Below are 14,775 nucleotides of genomic sequence, written 5' to 3' on the forward strand. Positions count from 1 at the left end.
ACACTTCCCCTCCGCCTGCGAAAAACATAGATAGAAATATTATACAGTACGAATTTTTTTGACGTCAATGCCTCATTTTTGGCCACGCCGCCATTTGTCGAAAATTTCTGCCACTTCATCACTTAATTTTATTTTTGAATTTGGCTTTTTTTCTTGAATGTGTTTAAGGTTCTTGCCAATTCTTTTTTCGGTTACATTTAATTCTTGCAGAAGTTCTCTTGCTGAGACTCTCAAAGCTCCTTGTCCAAAGATTACCCATTGCTCGGTAAAGTCGGATGTTGCGACGGATATTTGATTTTTTATGTGATTTAGTTCAATCGCCAATTTTTCTATCCGCTCATCAGCCGATTCATTTTCCCGGGTGAAAATAACTTCGACCTTCGAATGCCTGAACTTCTTTTCTGTCCCTTTTACAAAGTGGGCATCAAAGACGATAATGACTTTAGAGCCTGTGAACCCTTGATATTCAGCCATCAGTTCAACTAGCCGATCACGGGCAGCCGCCAGATCGTGCTTTTTCAGTTCACGAAGTTCTGGCCAGGCCCCAATGATGTTATAGCCGTCCACGAGCAGAATATTCATGCCTATTCTCCTACAGGATGACGTCTTCGATAAACCTCGTACATGAGTAGTCCTGCAGCAACAGATGCATTTAGGGAAGTGACCCGTCCAGCCATTGGCAGCTTAATGAGAAAATCACATTTCTCTTTAATTAAACGCCCAATGCCTTTTCCTTCACTGCCGATCACTAGACCAAGCGGCATTGTTCCGTCTAACTGACGGTAATCATCTGCCCCTTTCGCATCCGTTCCGGCAATCCATACACCCCGCTCTTTTAGCTCATCGATTGTCCGAGCCAAGTTTGTGACACGTACAACCGGGATATATTCAATCGCTCCTGTGGATGCTTTCGCCACTGCCGCTGTCAACCCAACTGCTCGGCGCTTAGGAATAATGATCCCATGGGCACCAACAGCATCAGCCGTTCGCATAATAGAACCAAGGTTATGCGGATCTTCTATTTCATCCAATAGCAAGAAGAACGGTGCTTCGCCGCTTTTCTCCGCTATCGCATATAGATCATCTAGCTCGGCGTACTCATAAGCTGCGACAGATGCCACAACCCCCTGATGATTTTCTGAGCTCATTTGATCAATTTTTTGCTTTGGCACGAATTGCACAAGCACGTTTTGTTCTTTCGCTAATTTAACAATTTGCTGCACCGGCCCTTTTTGAGCACCTTCTGCTATCCAGACTTTATTAATTTCTCTGTCGGATCGCAAGGCTTCTAGCACTGGATTTCTGCCCGCAATAAATTCTTTCGACATGTTTATTGTCCTCCTTTCTCATCAATTTTCTGGTCAAGACAATACGTAATGATTTCATTCATCCGCTCGATCTCACCAGTTAGGAACAAGTAGCCAATCAGCGCTTCAAATGCTGTACTATGGCGGTATGTTTGCATATCTGTGTTTTTAGGAATGGTGCCTGATTTAGCATTCCGGCCTCTTCGGACTACAGCAAGTTCCTCTTCAGATAACAGTTCATCATCTGTCAATTTCTTCAATATTCTCGCTTGCGCTTTAGCCGAAACATATTTCGTTGCCTCTCGGTGAAGACGGTTAGGCTTGACCTTGCCGAGCTGCAGGAGGAAATGCCGAATATGAACTTCATATACAGCATCCCCCATATAAGCAAGAGCCAGGCTATTCACTTGTTTCGCTTCTTTAAGCGGTTCAAAATTCTGCATCATTGCCTTACCCTCTTTTCCAGCGTATCCCCTGTGGAGTGTCCTCCACGATAATATTCATTTCTTTCAGCTTATCACGGATCTCATCTGCCAATTGAAAGTTTCTGTCTTTTCTTGCTTGCGTACGTTCAGCAATCAACGCTTCGATTTCTTCATCCAGCAAGCCTTCTGCTTTAAAGCTAAGACCTAGCACATAGAATAGATCCTCATACTCCTTCAAGAAAGCGTCAATCACTTGATCGGAAGTATGCTTCTCCATGAGGTAGTAATTCGCTTGTCTTGAAAGATCGAACAGGACTGAAATCGCATTGGCTGTATTAAAGTCATCATCCATCGCTTCAAGGAATGCTTGATGAAGACCTCTTACTTTATCCAGCCACTCTTGGTCACTATCCGTTAAGTTCGTACTAGATTGTTTACGGTGCTTTAGGTTGTCGTACGAAGTCGTTAACCGTTCTAATGCTGTCTCGGCATTGCCAAGCAATTCATCGTTATAATTAATTGGGTGGCGATAGTGAACGGACAGCATGAAAAAGCGCAAAACTTGCGGATCGATTTGTTTAATTATGTCGTGAACAAGGACAAAGTTTCCGAGTGATTTCGACATTTTCTCATTATCTATATTGATATATCCATTATGCATCCAGTAACGGGCAAACGTTTTTCCTGTCATTGCTTCCGACTGGGCAATCTCATTTTCGTGGTGAGGGAAGGCCAAATCCTGTCCGCCTGCATGAATATCAATGGTGTCACCTAAGTATTTGCGCGCCATAGCCGAGCACTCAATGTGCCAGCCTGGACGTCCTTCTCCCCAAGGGCTATTCCAGGAAATCTCTCCTTCTTTAGCCGCTTTCCATAAAACAAAATCCAGGGCATCTTCTTTCTTTTCCCCTACATCAATTCGCGCCCCTACTTTCAATTCATCGATCGATTGATGAGAAAGTTTTCCGTACCCTTCGAAGCTTCTCGTCCGGTAGTAGACATCTCCATTGGACTCATAGGCGCTTCCTTTATCAATAAGTGCTTGAATAAATTCAATAATTAAGTCAATGCTTTCTGTCACGCGAGGATGGACATCTGCTTTTTGGCATCCTAAAGCGCTAGTATCTTCAAAATAAGCCTCGATAAACCGTTCCGCAATGGTTGGAACATCTTCACCCAGCTCATTTGCCGCACGAATCAATTTATCGTCCACATCCGTAAAGTTAGATACGTACTGAACGTCAAACCCTCTGTACTGCAGATAGCGGCGAACCGTATCAAAGACAATGGCCGGACGAGCATTTCCAATGTGGATATAATTGTAGACGGTTGGACCGCACACATACATTTTTACTTTTCCCGCTTCGAGAGGAATGAACTCCTCTTTTTTTCTTGTTAAAGTATTATAAAGTCGAATGGTCATGTCGATATTCTCCTTTTTTCGTCTCTTCCAGCTCTTTTTTTAACTTTTGAATTTCTTTTTCCATGCCAAGCAATCGGTCAGCAACTGGATCTGGCAAATCGCAATGGTTTAAATCCTTTTGCACCTTTTTCCCTGCTTGAATCACAATCCGGCCAGGAATGCCGACAACCGTAGAGTCTGCCGGAACATCCTTCAGCACGACAGAACCTGCCCCGATCTTGGAGCCTTCCCCTACAGTGATGGACCCTAGTACTTTCGCTCCCGTCGCAATCAGCGCATTGTCTTTTACGGTCGGATGTCTCTTCCCCTTTTCTTTGCCGGTTCCGCCAAGTGTGACTCCTTGATACAACGTAACATTATCCCCAATTTCACAGGTTTCTCCGATCACCACGCCCATTCCGTGATCAATGAATAGACGACGGCCAATTTGGGCGCCTGGATGGATTTCAATCCCGGTAAAGAAGCGGCTAATCTGGGAAATGAGACGGGCCAGAAAAAAGAATTTTCTTTTGTAAAATCCGTGAGCCAAACGGTGTCCCCATATAGCATGAAGACCAGAATAAGTTAAGATAACTTCTAGATAGCTGCGGGCAGCTGGATCTTGCTCAAAGATGGTATCGATATCTTCTTTTAACACACGGAACATAAGATGATTTCTCCTCTCTATCTCAAATTTTAGACAAAATAAAAAACGCCTCTACATAGACAGAGACGTTTTTTTCACGCGGTTCCACTCTGTTTGAGAAACGAATACATCTGTTTCCCCAACTTAGAGCTGTTAACGGGAGCTCCCGCTGTCTCGTAATCGTTTCCTTTCAGAGACAGACTCAGAGGGGCACTTCAACAATTGAGAGGCTTGAACCGCTTGCAGCCGGTGACGGTTCTCTCTGGTAAGCTTCAATTGTTTACTTTTCCTCATCATCGCTTTTATTTATGTCTTCGTTCAAAACTTATACACATAATATATTACATTTTATATAAAATGTTAACTACTAAAAGCACTTATGCGTTTTTTAATCTTTTCTTTGCCTAGTAATTCAATCGCTTTAGGAAGGTCTGGACCATGTGTCTGTCCAGTGACTGCCGCTCGAATCGGCATAAATAATTTCTTTCCTTTGTGACCTGTTTCTTTTTGAACTTCTTTCATCGCCTTTTTCACGGCATCCGCTTCTAAGACATCCATTTGATCCACCTTAGCTAAGAAAGACTGCATCACTTCAGGTACTTGTTCTTCTGCAAGCACCTCTTTCGCATCTTCTTCAAATTCGACATCTTCTTTAAAGAAGACTTCCGATAAACCGACAATTTCTGCTCCAAAGCTCATTTTTTCTTGCAAAAGGACCACTAGGTTTTCAACCCAAGATTTCTGTTCATCTGATAAATTCTCTTCCACAAGACCTGCTTTAACTAAATGAGGCAGCGCCACCTCAACAGCTCGATCTGATTCTAACTGCTTCATGTACTGATTATTCATCCAAAGCAGTTTTTGTTGATCAAATAAGGCTGGTGACTTCGATAGACGGCTGGCATCGAAAATATTAATGAATTCTTCTTTTGAAAAGATTTCTTCTTCACCGGTTGGAGACCATCCAAGCAATGTAATAAAGTTAAATAATGCTTCAGGCAAATATCCTAACTCTTTATATTGTTCGATAAACTGAATGATGGACTCATCACGCTTACTCAGCTTTCTGCGGCTCTCATTCACAATTAATGTCATATGTCCAAACACTGGCGGCTCCCAGCCAAACGCCTGATAAATCAACAGCTGTTTTGGTGTATTAGAAATATGATCGTCTCCGCGCAATACATGAGACATTTTCATTAAATAATCGTCCACGGCTACGGCAAAGTTATAAGTAGGTGTGCCGTCTTTCTTGACGATAACAAAATCGCCGATGCCGTCAGATTCAAATGACACATCATCTTTAACCATATCTTTAAATGTAATGACTTCCCCTGCCGGCACCATAAAGCGAATGCTTGGCTTACGGCCTTCCGCTTCTAGCTTCGCTTTTTCATCATCAGATAAATGACGGCATTTACCTGAATACTTCGGAAGCTCTCCGCATTCCTGCTGTGCTTCGCGTTCTGCTGCGATTTCTTCTTCTGTGCAATAGCATTTGTAGGCCTTTCCATTTTCCACAAGCTGATTATAGTAAGTCTGATAAATGTCGTTACGCTCTGATTGGCGATAAGGCCCGTACTCTCCGCCCATATCCACACTTTCATCCCAATCTATTCCGAGCCATCTTAAATATTTCAGCTGGCTTTCTTCTCCGCCTTCAATATTACGCTTTTGATCGGTATCTTCAATTCGTATAATGAATTTCCCGCCTAAATTACGGGCAAACAAGTAATTAAATAACGCAGTACGCGCATTTCCAATATGTAAGTGACCTGTAGGACTTGGCGCATAACGCACGCGAACATCAGTAGTCATCTTTCATTTCCTCCTTCGCTGCTTGGACTCATTTTGTGTCATATCTTTTCATTTTACCACCGTTATCAGGCGGAAGGAAGATGATTACGCGTTCTTCTTCATTAAAAGGACGGTGGCTTGTGAAGCAATGCCTTCTCCTCTACCTGTAAAACCAAGCTTTTCAGTCGTTGTCGCCTTCACATTCACTTGAGAAACGTCAGCTTCTAACAATTCCGCAATTCTTGCTCTCATACTCTCAATATGAGGAGCCATTTTTGGCATTTGAGCAATGATCGTACAATCGATATTTCCTAATTCATAACCTTTTTCTTTCACCAGCTGCCAAACATGCTGAAGCAGCACTGCTGAATCGGCATCTTTAAATTCCGCATCTGTATCTGGAAAATGCTTTCCGATATCCCCTGCGCCAATTGCACCAAGACAAGCATCTGCCACAGTGTGCAGCAATACATCGGCATCGGAATGTCCAAGCAAGCCTTTTTCATATGGAATATTAATTCCTCCAATAATCAGCGGCCGCCCTTCTGTCAATTGATGAACATCAAACCCTTGTCCAATACGAAACATTCTCTCTTCTCCTTTAATTATCTTTCATTTTTCTCTTATTAATAATCGCTTCTGCAAAATAAAGGTCTTCCGGCGTGGTTAATTTAATATTATCATAGCTGCCTTCCACAATTTGAATAGGCCAGTTCAGCCGCTCGACCAATGAAGACTCGTCCGTTCCTAAAAATCCGTCAGCTTCCGCTTTTTGAAAAGCCTCTGCTAAAACAGATACGCGAAAAGCCTGTGGCGTTTGTACAGACCACAAGCTTGAGCGTTCTACGGTTTCAGCTACTAATCCATCCACATCACGTTTAATGGTATCTTTGACGCGGACAGCCGCAATGGCCGCTCCCTTGTCATTTGCTGTATCAGCCAGCTGATGAATAATCGTATCCGTAATAAAAGGGCGAGCCCCGTCATGAACTAACACGATGTCAGCCTGATAGAGCTTCTTTACCCCATTATATACACTATACTGTCTCTCTTCACCGCCTAGAGCGAATCCTGTGACCTTTGTCAGCTGATATTCATGGAGCAAAGCAGAAAATATGTCTTCTTCTTCAGGCTGAATGACTAATATGATCCCTTGGCAGTTCGGGTCTTTTTGAAACACTTCTAGCGTGTGTACAATCACCGGCCGGCTGCATAGAGGCAGCAGTAATTTGTTTCTATCTGCTTTCATTCTCTTACCCCGTCCGGCTGCGGGAATGACTACTTGGTACTCCATGAAAACTTCCCCTTTATAACGCTTTTTCAATCATCTTTGGCTTGGCAAAAATCATTCGGCCAGCTGACGTTTGAAGAACACTTGTGACAATGACTTCAATCTGTTTGCCGATATAATCCCGGCCTTCTTCTACGACAATCATTGTTCCATCATCTAAATACGCAATCCCTTGTTTCTGTTCCTTGCCATCTTTAATGACAAGCACTTGCATTTCTTCTCCAGGAATGACAACTGGCTTCACCGCATTTGCCAGATCATTGATATTTAGTACACGCACATTCTGGAACTCACAGACTTTATTTAAATTGAAATCGTTCGTAACAACAATGCCGTTCATTTCTTTTGCCAGCTTCACTAGCTTGCTGTCCACTTCTTGAATATCTTCAAAATCTCTTTCGGTGATCTCTACATCCACTGGGATGTCCTTTTGGATACGGTTCAAAATATCAAGACCGCGGCGTCCCTTCGTTCGCTTCAACGTGTCTGATGAATCAGCGATATGCTGCAATTCTTCTAGAACAAAATGCGGAATGATAATGACTCCATCTAAAAAGCCTGTTTGGCATATGTCCGCAATTCTCCCGTCAATGATGACGCTTGTATCGAGAATTTTATACGATTGCCTTTTTATCCCCGTTTCTTCTATTTCCGTATCTTTTTTCTTATTTTTATTTAACATAAACAAACCAGTAAGCTCATCACGTTTTTTAAATCCTACTTGGAATCCTAAGTAGCCAAGCAAGATCGTCAAGAAAATTGGCGCCACTGTATTGATAATTGGTATTTCGATGGAATTAAGTGGAATCCCCATTAAAAAGGCGACGATCAATCCTAAAACTAAACCTAAGCTTCCAGACAGAATGTCCGTCAAAGGGGCATTAACAATTCGATCTTCCAGCCACTTCACAAATTCAATAATATAATCGACTGCCCAAAACGTTAATACATAAAAGAGAATAGCTCCTAAAATTGCTGTAACATAAGGGTTATTAATAAGCGTAAGGTGATCTAAATTAATTAATTGCAATAAGTCCGGGATAAGAAAACTGCCGAGCGTCCCCCCTAGAATAATAAAACTTGCCTGCACAAGACGTTTTAACATTCCATCTTCACCTCCTTATTTTCATTATAAACAGTTTTGTTTACTTACAATCGCTTTTTTAAAAACTTCCAAAAAACAATTTCTTGACCTCTATGAAATAGGCTTAAGTTTAAAATAATCTATTTACGAATTAAAAACAATTTTTAGGGCTTCATTCACAGTGGAAACTCCTGTAATATTTACTCCGGCAGGCGCCTTCCAGCCTCCAATGTTGTTCTCCGGTATGATAATACGGGTAAATCCAAGCTTCGCCGCTTCTGTCACACGCTGTTCAATTCTGGACACCCTGCGCACTTCACCTGTTAACCCTACCTCTCCGATAATACAATCTGTCGGACTTGTCGGTTCATCTCGAAAGCTCGATGCAATACTGACTGCGACCGCTAAATCAATGGCCGGTTCATCTAGCTTAACCCCGCCAGCTACTTTTAAATACGCATCTTGATTTTGCAGAAGCAGCCCTACTCGCTTTTCAAGAACCGCCATTAAAAGAGTGACTCTGTTATGGTCTATTCCTGTAGCCATACGGCGCGGGTTTCCAAAGACTGTAGGTGAAATGAGCGCTTGAATTTCTACTAAAACTGGCCTCGTTCCTTCCATTGAAGCGACTACCGTAGATCCCGAAGAGCCTTGAGACCTCTCTTCTAGAAAGATTTCAGAAGGATTCGCCACTTCTTCTAATCCCATCTCTTTCATTTCAAAAATACCCATTTCATTTGTGGATCCAAACCGGTTTTTGACCGCTCGCAAAATTCGATACGTATGATGTCGCTCTCCCTCAAAATAAAGCACCGTATCTACCATATGCTCTAACAGACGAGGACCAGCGATAGATCCTTCCTTTGTAACATGTCCGACAATGAATATAGCTATTCCATTCATTTTAGCTATTCTCATTAATTCTGCTGTACATTCCCGCACTTGTGAAACGCTGCCCGGTGCAGAAGTCACTTCTGGGTGATACACGGTTTGAATGGAATCAATAATCACAAAAGATGGTGACATTTCTTCAATAGCAGAATGAATGAATTGGAGGTTTGTTTCTGCATAAATAAATAAACTATCCTCATTAATATTTAATCGATCCGCACGCAATTTTGTTTGCTTAATGGATTCTTCTCCTGAAATATATAATACTTTGCTTCCATTCGAGGAAAGTTGCGAAGATACTTGAAGCAATAGCGTAGATTTTCCAATCCCGGGGTCACCGCCGATTAACACGAGTGATCCAGGAACTACTCCTCCACCCAGTACACGGTTAAATTCTTGCAGTTTTGTTTCGACACGCGGCTCCTGAATGGTTTCAACAGCAGTTAACTTGGATGGTTTGGATACAGTTGTTGTATCTGAATGCATAAACGTTCTCTTTGGTGTTCCGGTAATAGCCACTTCTTCAACCATCTGATTCCATTCATTACATCCCGGACATCTTCCCATCCATTTGGGCGATTCATATCCGCAAGACTGACAGATAAATTTCGTTTTCTTCTTTGCCATTCATTTCCCTCACTAACTAACGATTTTGTTTACCTATTATAAGTGTTTTCTTACATCCTATAAATAAGTAAAAGGGTACACGCCTGCTTTCATTCGTGTACCCTTCATAAGAATTAGGCAGTAGTTGTCGGTTCTTTCGCTTTTACAACGAATTCTCCATCTTCCACATCTACTACAACTTGCTGTCCAGTTAATACTGTTCCTTTTAACAACTCTTCAGACAAACGGTCTTCCACTTGTTTTTGAAGTGCTCGGCGAAGCGGACGCGCACCGTATTCCGGATCGTACCCTTCGTCAGCAATTTTTTCTTTCGCTTGATCTGTCAGCTCAACAATAATATCTTGTTCTTTCAAGCGCTTTGTCAGCTGATCAGACATTAACGTTACAATTTCTTTCAAGTGCTTTTTCTCTAAAGCGTGGAAAACAATCAGTTCATCAATTCGGTTAATAAATTCCGGGCGGAAGGCTTTCTTCAGCTCTCCAAGCACTTTTGTTTTCATGTCTTTAAAGTCTTGTTCACCGTCTTGAATATTAAATCCTACATATTTATTACGTTTAAGCGCTTCTGCTCCAACGTTTGATGTCATAATAAGGACGGTATTTCTAAAATCAACTGTCCGGCCTTTTGAATCTGTTAGACGGCCATCTTCAAGCACTTGAAGTAAAATATTAAATACATCCGGATGGGCTTTTTCAATCTCATCCAATAAGATAACGGAGTATGGCTTGCGGCGGACTTTTTCCGTTAACTGGCCGCCTTCTTCATATCCTACATACCCTGGAGGTGAACCTACTAGACGAGAAGTTGAATGCTTCTCCATGTACTCGGACATATCAATACGAATCATGGCATCGTCATCGCCAAACATCGTTTCCGCTAGAGCTTTTGCCAATTCTGTTTTACCTACCCCAGTCGGACCTAAGAAGATGAAAGAACCGATTGGACGTTTAGGATCTTTCAGCCCTGCTCTTGCACGTCTGACGGCTTTTGATACGGCAATAACAGCCTCTTCTTGACCGATTAGACGAGAATGAAGGATCTCCTCCATATTCAATAAGCGGTCTGTTTCCGTTTGTTGAAGCTTCGATACCGGAATACCGGTCCAGCTCGATACGACAATTGCAATATCTTCCACTGTCACTTCGCTATTTTCTTTGCCTTGTTTTTCTTTCCACACATTCTTTGTTTCTTCTAACTGTTCACGCAGCTTTTGTTCTGTGTCTCGAAGCGAAGCTGCTTTTTCAAATTCCTGGCTTTGAACAGCGGCATCTTTTTCATTCCGAATCCCTTCAAGCTTCACTTCCAATTCCTTTAGGTTAGGCGGTGTAGTGAAGGATCTTAAACGTACTTTAGATCCGGCTTCGTCAATTAAGTCAATGGCTTTATCCGGCAGGAAACGATCAGAAATATATCGGTCGGACATTTTAACTGCCGCTTCAATTGCTTCATCTACTATCGACACGCGGTGATGAGCTTCATATCGATCTCTAAGACCTTTTAAAATCTGAATGGATTCATCAATCGTTGGTTCATCGACTTGAATTGGCTGGAAACGGCGCTCAAGAGCTGCATCTTTCTCAATATATTTACGGTACTCATCAAGAGTTGTGGCTCCAATACATTGAAGCTCCCCGCGCGCTAATGACGGTTTCAGAATGTTAGAAGCGTCAATTGCTCCTTCTGCTCCCCCTGCACCAATCAGCGTGTGAAGCTCATCAATGAATAGAATGATGTTGCCCGCTTGGCGAATTTCGTCCATTACCTTTTTCAAACGATCCTCAAACTCGCCTCGGTATTTCGTCCCTGCAACGACCGTTCCCATATCAAGTGTCATCACACGCTTATTTCTCAATGTTTCTGGCACTTCATTATTAATAATTTGCTGGGCTAGCCCTTCCGCAATTGCTGTTTTACCAACACCAGGTTCACCGATCAAAACTGGATTGTTCTTCGTTCTTCTGCTTAATACCTCAATGACACGCTGAATTTCCTTGCTGCGGCCGATCACCGGGTCTAAGCTTCCTTCACGGGCAATCACTGTTAAATCGCGAGCCAAGCTGTCTAATGTAGGTGTATTCACGTTAGACGCATTACTTCCCTGGTGGCCATTGGAATCATTGCTGCCAAGAAGCTGAAGAACTTGCTGGCGGGCCTTATTAAGGCTTACACCCAGATTATTAAGAACACGGGCAGCTACACCTTCTCCTTCACGAATCAGACCAAGCAGAATATGTTCTGTGCCAACGTACGAGTGGCCAAGCTTTCTTGCTTCATCCATGGATAATTCAATGACCTTTTTCGCACGAGGAGTGTAATGGACAGTTTGTGAAGTGCCTTCCCCTTTGCCAATGAGGCTTTCTACTTCTTCTTGGATCTTTTCCGAACCTAAACCGAGGCCATACAATGCTTTAGCAGCGATTCCTTCTCCTTCACGAACCAAACCTAACAAAATATGTTCTGTTCCAATATTCCCGTGACCTAATCGAAGTGCTTCTTCTTGTGCCAATGCCAGTACCTTCTGCGCTCTTTCAGTAAAACGACCAAACATCATATCCATCTCTCTCCTTTACATCAACAATTTTCTTCCATCTTCAATCTTTCGCGAATAAATGCAGCTCTGCGTATATCTCGTTCCTCTGCTTGAAGCGGTCCGCCAGCATATTGCTGTAAGAATCCCGGCTGAGTCAGAATCATTAGCTCATTTAATATATTTTTAGAAATACCCTTAATATATCCTATGTCTATGCCTAATCGAACATCAGATAGACATTGAGCGGCTTCTTTCGATTCAATAATTCGGCTGTTTGTTAATACACCATATGAACGGAAGATACGATCCTCTAGTTGAATGTTTGAAGCTTTTATTAACGTTTCTCTTGCTGCTTTTTCTTGTGTAATAATTTGCAGGACCACACTCAGCAAGTCTTCAACAATATCGGATTCTGATTTTCCAAGTGTTAATTGATTTGAAATTTGAAAGACATTACCTAAAGCTTCGCTGCCCTCACCGTAAATTCCTCTAACAACTAAGCCTAATTGGTTAATTGCCGGCACAATTCGGTTAATTTGCTGCGTGTATACTAATCCTGGAAGGTGCATCATGACGGAAGCACGCAACCCAGTTCCAACATTTGTCGGACAGCTGGTCAAGTACCCATACTGTTCGTTAAATGCATACTCTACATGAGCTTCAATCGCATCATCAAGCTTATTGGCTTTCTCAAGGGTCTCCTTTAACTGCAGCCCGGGTGACAAACATTGAATACGTATATGATCCTCTTCATTCACCATCACACTGATATCTTCATTCTCACTAAGCAGAACCGCACCATATGGAGAAGCATCCGCCAATAGCGGACTAATTAAATGTTTTTCAACTAAGACTCTCTTCTCCAATGGAGTTAAAGTCTCCATCTTCAGTAACTCTAGAGAAAACTCGCTTTCTACCGCCGTGCTGATTTCATCTACGACGCCCCTTGCTTCCTCTGATTGAAAAAGAGAAGGAAATTTAAAGTTGGTTAAATTTCGAGCTAACCTTACCCGTGAACTTAACACAATTTCCATTTCAGGGCCTTCTTCATTCATCCAGGAGCTTACAGCCTGATTAATAAAATGTTCTAAAGACATCAGGACTCCCCTCCTTCAGAAAGCAGCTTGTTTTCAAGAAAACGAATTTGGTCACGCACTCCAGCAGCATCTTCAAAATTTTCTTCTAATATCAATGTTTGAAGTTCGCTTTTAAGATGGTTAATTTCTTTTTTCAGATGAAGCGTTCCACCTATTCTCGCAGGTATTTTTCCTTGATGTATATAATTTCCGCTGTGAAGTCTTTTTAGGATTGGTTTCAGCTGCTCATTAAAGGTCTCATAACAATCTGAACAGCCGAATTTACCTCTATTAACAAACTGCTGAAATGTCATGTGACAGTTTTCACATTGTAATGGCGGCTGTTGCGGGTATTGCGGCTGCTTGGAGGAAAACACAGGATCGATATTTAATAACCCTCCCAGCAAATTACTTATCGAGAACCCGGAGTGCTGATTAAAAAAATGCTGCTCTCCCTTTTCATGTGCACATTTTTCGCAAAGCTTAATTTCTGTCTTTTCTCCATTAATCGTTTTCATAAAATGCAAAGTGGCGGGTCTTTTTTTACACTCTTCACAAATCAAATACGCCACCTCCTGCTTATTTATATTTTAAAGATAATAGCATAGCCTTTATCATTCTTGCTCTTAATTCGTCTCGATGAGGTAGATCTATGTGCAAAACAGAGCGATCCATGGCACTAATCATAATTCTAGCTTCACGTTCAGAAATGACATCTTCCTCAACTAACCGGCTAATTAAGATTTCTGCATTCGATTGAGTAATCCTGCTTCCAACTAAAGAAGTTAGCTGATCAATCAAATCATACTGATCATGGATTTTGACTTTAATAATACGGATGTATCCGCCTCCACCCCTTTTGCTTTCGACAATATAGCCCCGTTCAATAGTAAATCGAGTATTAATCACATAATTAATTTGAGAGGGTACACACTGAAACTTATTCGCGATCTCGTTTCGTTTGATTTCCACTATTTCGCTATCGCTCATTTCCAATACCCTTTTCAAATAATCCTCTATAATATCGGATATATTACGCACCATTCCTCCTCCATTTCTGACTTTGACTATATTTGACGTTAATTATACCTTATTCTATTCATGGATGGCAATTTCTAAGATATGTATGTCTCTACTCTTGACGTTTCTTCGGGAAAATAACCCTTTTTTCTGAAATTAAAATAGGGAGTAACAGTTATATTCCACTAGAATGAAATTTAAAACATATCCTCCAGTTATTTAAAGTACTTAGAACTCTTTATTTTATAAGAAATCTACGGGAAATATATCTAACACTCTATTTATAATATGCCTGCATGGCGGATTTAAGTTCTTCCTCTTACAAAGTTATTGTGCAGGATACTAAATAGAGGGAGTGTTTGTTTTGGGGGAGTGAGTCATTTTAACGAAAAGACGTTTATATTCAAGTCAAATAAGATTCTTCCTTTTCAGGTCTTACTATGCCAGCATTAAAAACACTAAATAGGAGCACAAATTTATTTGTCGGCGGGCCTTATAGTAGTGGAATGTCAGTATACACATTTAATAAATCCATTTGTGTTTTAATGTTTCAATCATGCTCTGCAGAAACTGAAAAATACGCACAATCAAAACCACCAGTGTGAACTGGTGGTTTGCTCTGCGGCTGAAAGCCTCTCTTACCGGCCTCGGCCTTAAAGGCCCGCTGAAAGGGTTTCC

At 41.7% G+C, this 14,775-nt stretch carries 14 protein-coding genes and 1 other annotated feature; all 14 genes read right to left on the reverse strand.

The features are described 5' to 3' along the window. Positions 1–72: 72 nt before the first annotated feature. On the reverse strand, positions 73–582 hold the full coding sequence (locus JOC78_RS16390) for an NYN domain-containing protein (RefSeq protein ID WP_204558166.1): 510 nt from the start codon (positions 580–582) through the stop codon (positions 73–75). 2 nt (positions 583–584) lie between these two features. Then, positions 585–1,328 carry a 23S rRNA (guanosine(2251)-2'-O)-methyltransferase RlmB gene (gene rlmB / locus JOC78_RS16395; protein WP_204558169.1) on the reverse strand — a complete coding sequence of 248 codons (744 nt, stop codon included), beginning with the start codon at positions 1,326–1,328 and terminating at the stop codon, positions 585–587. Between the two features lie 2 nt (positions 1,329–1,330). Beyond that, positions 1,331–1,750 (reverse strand): Mini-ribonuclease 3, encoded by a 420-nt coding sequence (locus JOC78_RS16400; RefSeq protein ID WP_204558225.1) that lies wholly within the window; start codon positions 1,748–1,750, stop codon positions 1,331–1,333. A 7-nt stretch (positions 1,751–1,757) separates the two neighbouring features. Then, positions 1,758–3,155 (reverse strand): cysteine--tRNA ligase, encoded by a 1,398-nt coding sequence (gene cysS, locus JOC78_RS16405; protein ID WP_204558172.1) that lies wholly within the window; start codon positions 3,153–3,155, stop codon positions 1,758–1,760. Beyond that, the gene (gene cysE, locus JOC78_RS16410) at positions 3,136–3,801 is read right to left on the reverse strand and encodes a serine O-acetyltransferase (RefSeq protein ID WP_204558175.1); all 666 of its coding nucleotides are present in this window, start codon (positions 3,799–3,801) and stop codon (positions 3,136–3,138) included. Before cysE ends, cysS begins: the two co-directional genes overlap by 20 nt. 58 nt (positions 3,802–3,859) lie before the next feature. Then, positions 3,860–4,086, reverse strand: a binding site (T-box leader). Positions 4,087–4,140: 54 nt separating this feature from the next. Beyond that, positions 4,141–5,598 carry a glutamate--tRNA ligase gene (gltX, locus tag JOC78_RS16415; RefSeq protein WP_204558178.1) on the reverse strand — a complete coding sequence of 486 codons (1,458 nt, stop codon included), beginning with the start codon at positions 5,596–5,598 and terminating at the stop codon, positions 4,141–4,143. 84 nt (positions 5,599–5,682) lie between these two features. After that, entirely contained in the window at positions 5,683–6,165 is a 483-nt protein-coding gene (gene ispF, locus JOC78_RS16420; protein WP_204558181.1) for a 2-C-methyl-D-erythritol 2,4-cyclodiphosphate synthase, read from the reverse strand. A 13-nt stretch (positions 6,166–6,178) separates the two neighbouring features. Beyond that, entirely contained in the window at positions 6,179–6,871 is a 693-nt protein-coding gene (gene ispD, locus JOC78_RS16425; protein ID WP_204558184.1) for a 2-C-methyl-D-erythritol 4-phosphate cytidylyltransferase, read from the reverse strand. A 13-nt stretch (positions 6,872–6,884) separates the two neighbouring features. After that, positions 6,885–7,973, reverse strand: coding sequence for a PIN/TRAM domain-containing protein (locus JOC78_RS16430; RefSeq protein WP_204558187.1), 1,089 nt, complete (start codon positions 7,971–7,973; stop codon positions 6,885–6,887). A gap of 123 nt (positions 7,974–8,096) precedes the next feature. Continuing rightward, positions 8,097–9,470 carry a DNA repair protein RadA gene (gene radA / locus JOC78_RS16435; RefSeq protein WP_204558202.1) on the reverse strand — a complete coding sequence of 458 codons (1,374 nt, stop codon included), beginning with the start codon at positions 9,468–9,470 and terminating at the stop codon, positions 8,097–8,099. Between the two features lie 113 nt (positions 9,471–9,583). Continuing rightward, positions 9,584–12,022, reverse strand: a complete 2,439-nt coding sequence (gene clpC, locus JOC78_RS16440; RefSeq protein ID WP_204558212.1) for an ATP-dependent protease ATP-binding subunit ClpC — start codon at positions 12,020–12,022, stop codon at positions 9,584–9,586. A gap of 20 nt (positions 12,023–12,042) precedes the next feature. Beyond that, positions 12,043–13,098: a protein-arginine kinase McsB gene (locus JOC78_RS16445; RefSeq protein ID WP_204558215.1), complete on the reverse strand. Its 1,056-nt coding sequence runs from the start codon at positions 13,096–13,098 to the stop codon at positions 12,043–12,045. Continuing rightward, positions 13,098–13,640 carry a protein-arginine kinase activator protein McsA gene (locus tag JOC78_RS16450; RefSeq protein ID WP_204558218.1) on the reverse strand — a complete coding sequence of 181 codons (543 nt, stop codon included), beginning with the start codon at positions 13,638–13,640 and terminating at the stop codon, positions 13,098–13,100. Before JOC78_RS16450 ends, JOC78_RS16445 begins: the two co-directional genes overlap by 1 nt. 16 nt (positions 13,641–13,656) lie before the next feature. Further along, the gene (locus JOC78_RS16455; RefSeq protein WP_204558222.1) at positions 13,657–14,121 is read right to left on the reverse strand and encodes a CtsR family transcriptional regulator; all 465 of its coding nucleotides are present in this window, start codon (positions 14,119–14,121) and stop codon (positions 13,657–13,659) included. Positions 14,122–14,775 lie beyond the last annotated feature (654 nt).

This window comes from Bacillus ectoiniformans, from assembly GCF_016908875.1.
Classification (GTDB): domain Bacteria; phylum Bacillota; class Bacilli; order Bacillales; family Domibacillaceae; genus Bacillus_BX; species Bacillus_BX ectoiniformans.

Excerpts from the sequence above, each read along its gene's own strand:
- JOC78_RS16445 (WP_204558215.1), bottom strand. The coding sequence starts at position 13,098 with ATGTCTTTAGAACATTTTATTAATCAGGCTGTAAGCTCCTGGATGAAT.
- JOC78_RS16390 (WP_204558166.1), bottom strand. The coding sequence starts at position 582 with ATGAATATTCTGCTCGTGGACGGCTATAACATCATTGGGGCCTGGCCA.
- gltX (WP_204558178.1), bottom strand. The coding sequence starts at position 5,598 with ATGACTACTGATGTTCGCGTGCGTTATGCGCCAAGTCCTACAGGTCAC.
- cysS (WP_204558172.1), bottom strand. The coding sequence starts at position 3,155 with ATGACCATTCGACTTTATAATACTTTAACAAGAAAAAAAGAGGAGTTC.
- cysE (WP_204558175.1), bottom strand. The coding sequence starts at position 3,801 with ATGTTCCGTGTGTTAAAAGAAGATATCGATACCATCTTTGAGCAAGAT.
- ispD (WP_204558184.1), bottom strand. The coding sequence starts at position 6,871 with ATGGAGTACCAAGTAGTCATTCCCGCAGCCGGACGGGGTAAGAGAATG.
- JOC78_RS16455 (WP_204558222.1), bottom strand. The coding sequence starts at position 14,121 with ATGGTGCGTAATATATCCGATATTATAGAGGATTATTTGAAAAGGGTA.
- clpC (WP_204558212.1), bottom strand. The coding sequence starts at position 12,022 with ATGATGTTTGGTCGTTTTACTGAAAGAGCGCAGAAGGTACTGGCATTG.
- JOC78_RS16430 (WP_204558187.1), bottom strand. The coding sequence starts at position 7,973 with ATGTTAAAACGTCTTGTGCAGGCAAGTTTTATTATTCTAGGGGGGACG.
- rlmB (WP_204558169.1), bottom strand. The coding sequence starts at position 1,328 with ATGTCGAAAGAATTTATTGCGGGCAGAAATCCAGTGCTAGAAGCCTTG.
- JOC78_RS16400 (WP_204558225.1), bottom strand. The coding sequence starts at position 1,750 with ATGCAGAATTTTGAACCGCTTAAAGAAGCGAAACAAGTGAATAGCCTG.
- ispF (WP_204558181.1), bottom strand. The coding sequence starts at position 6,165 with ATGTTTCGTATTGGACAAGGGTTTGATGTTCATCAATTGACAGAAGGG.
- radA (WP_204558202.1), bottom strand. The coding sequence starts at position 9,470 with ATGGCAAAGAAGAAAACGAAATTTATCTGTCAGTCTTGCGGATATGAA.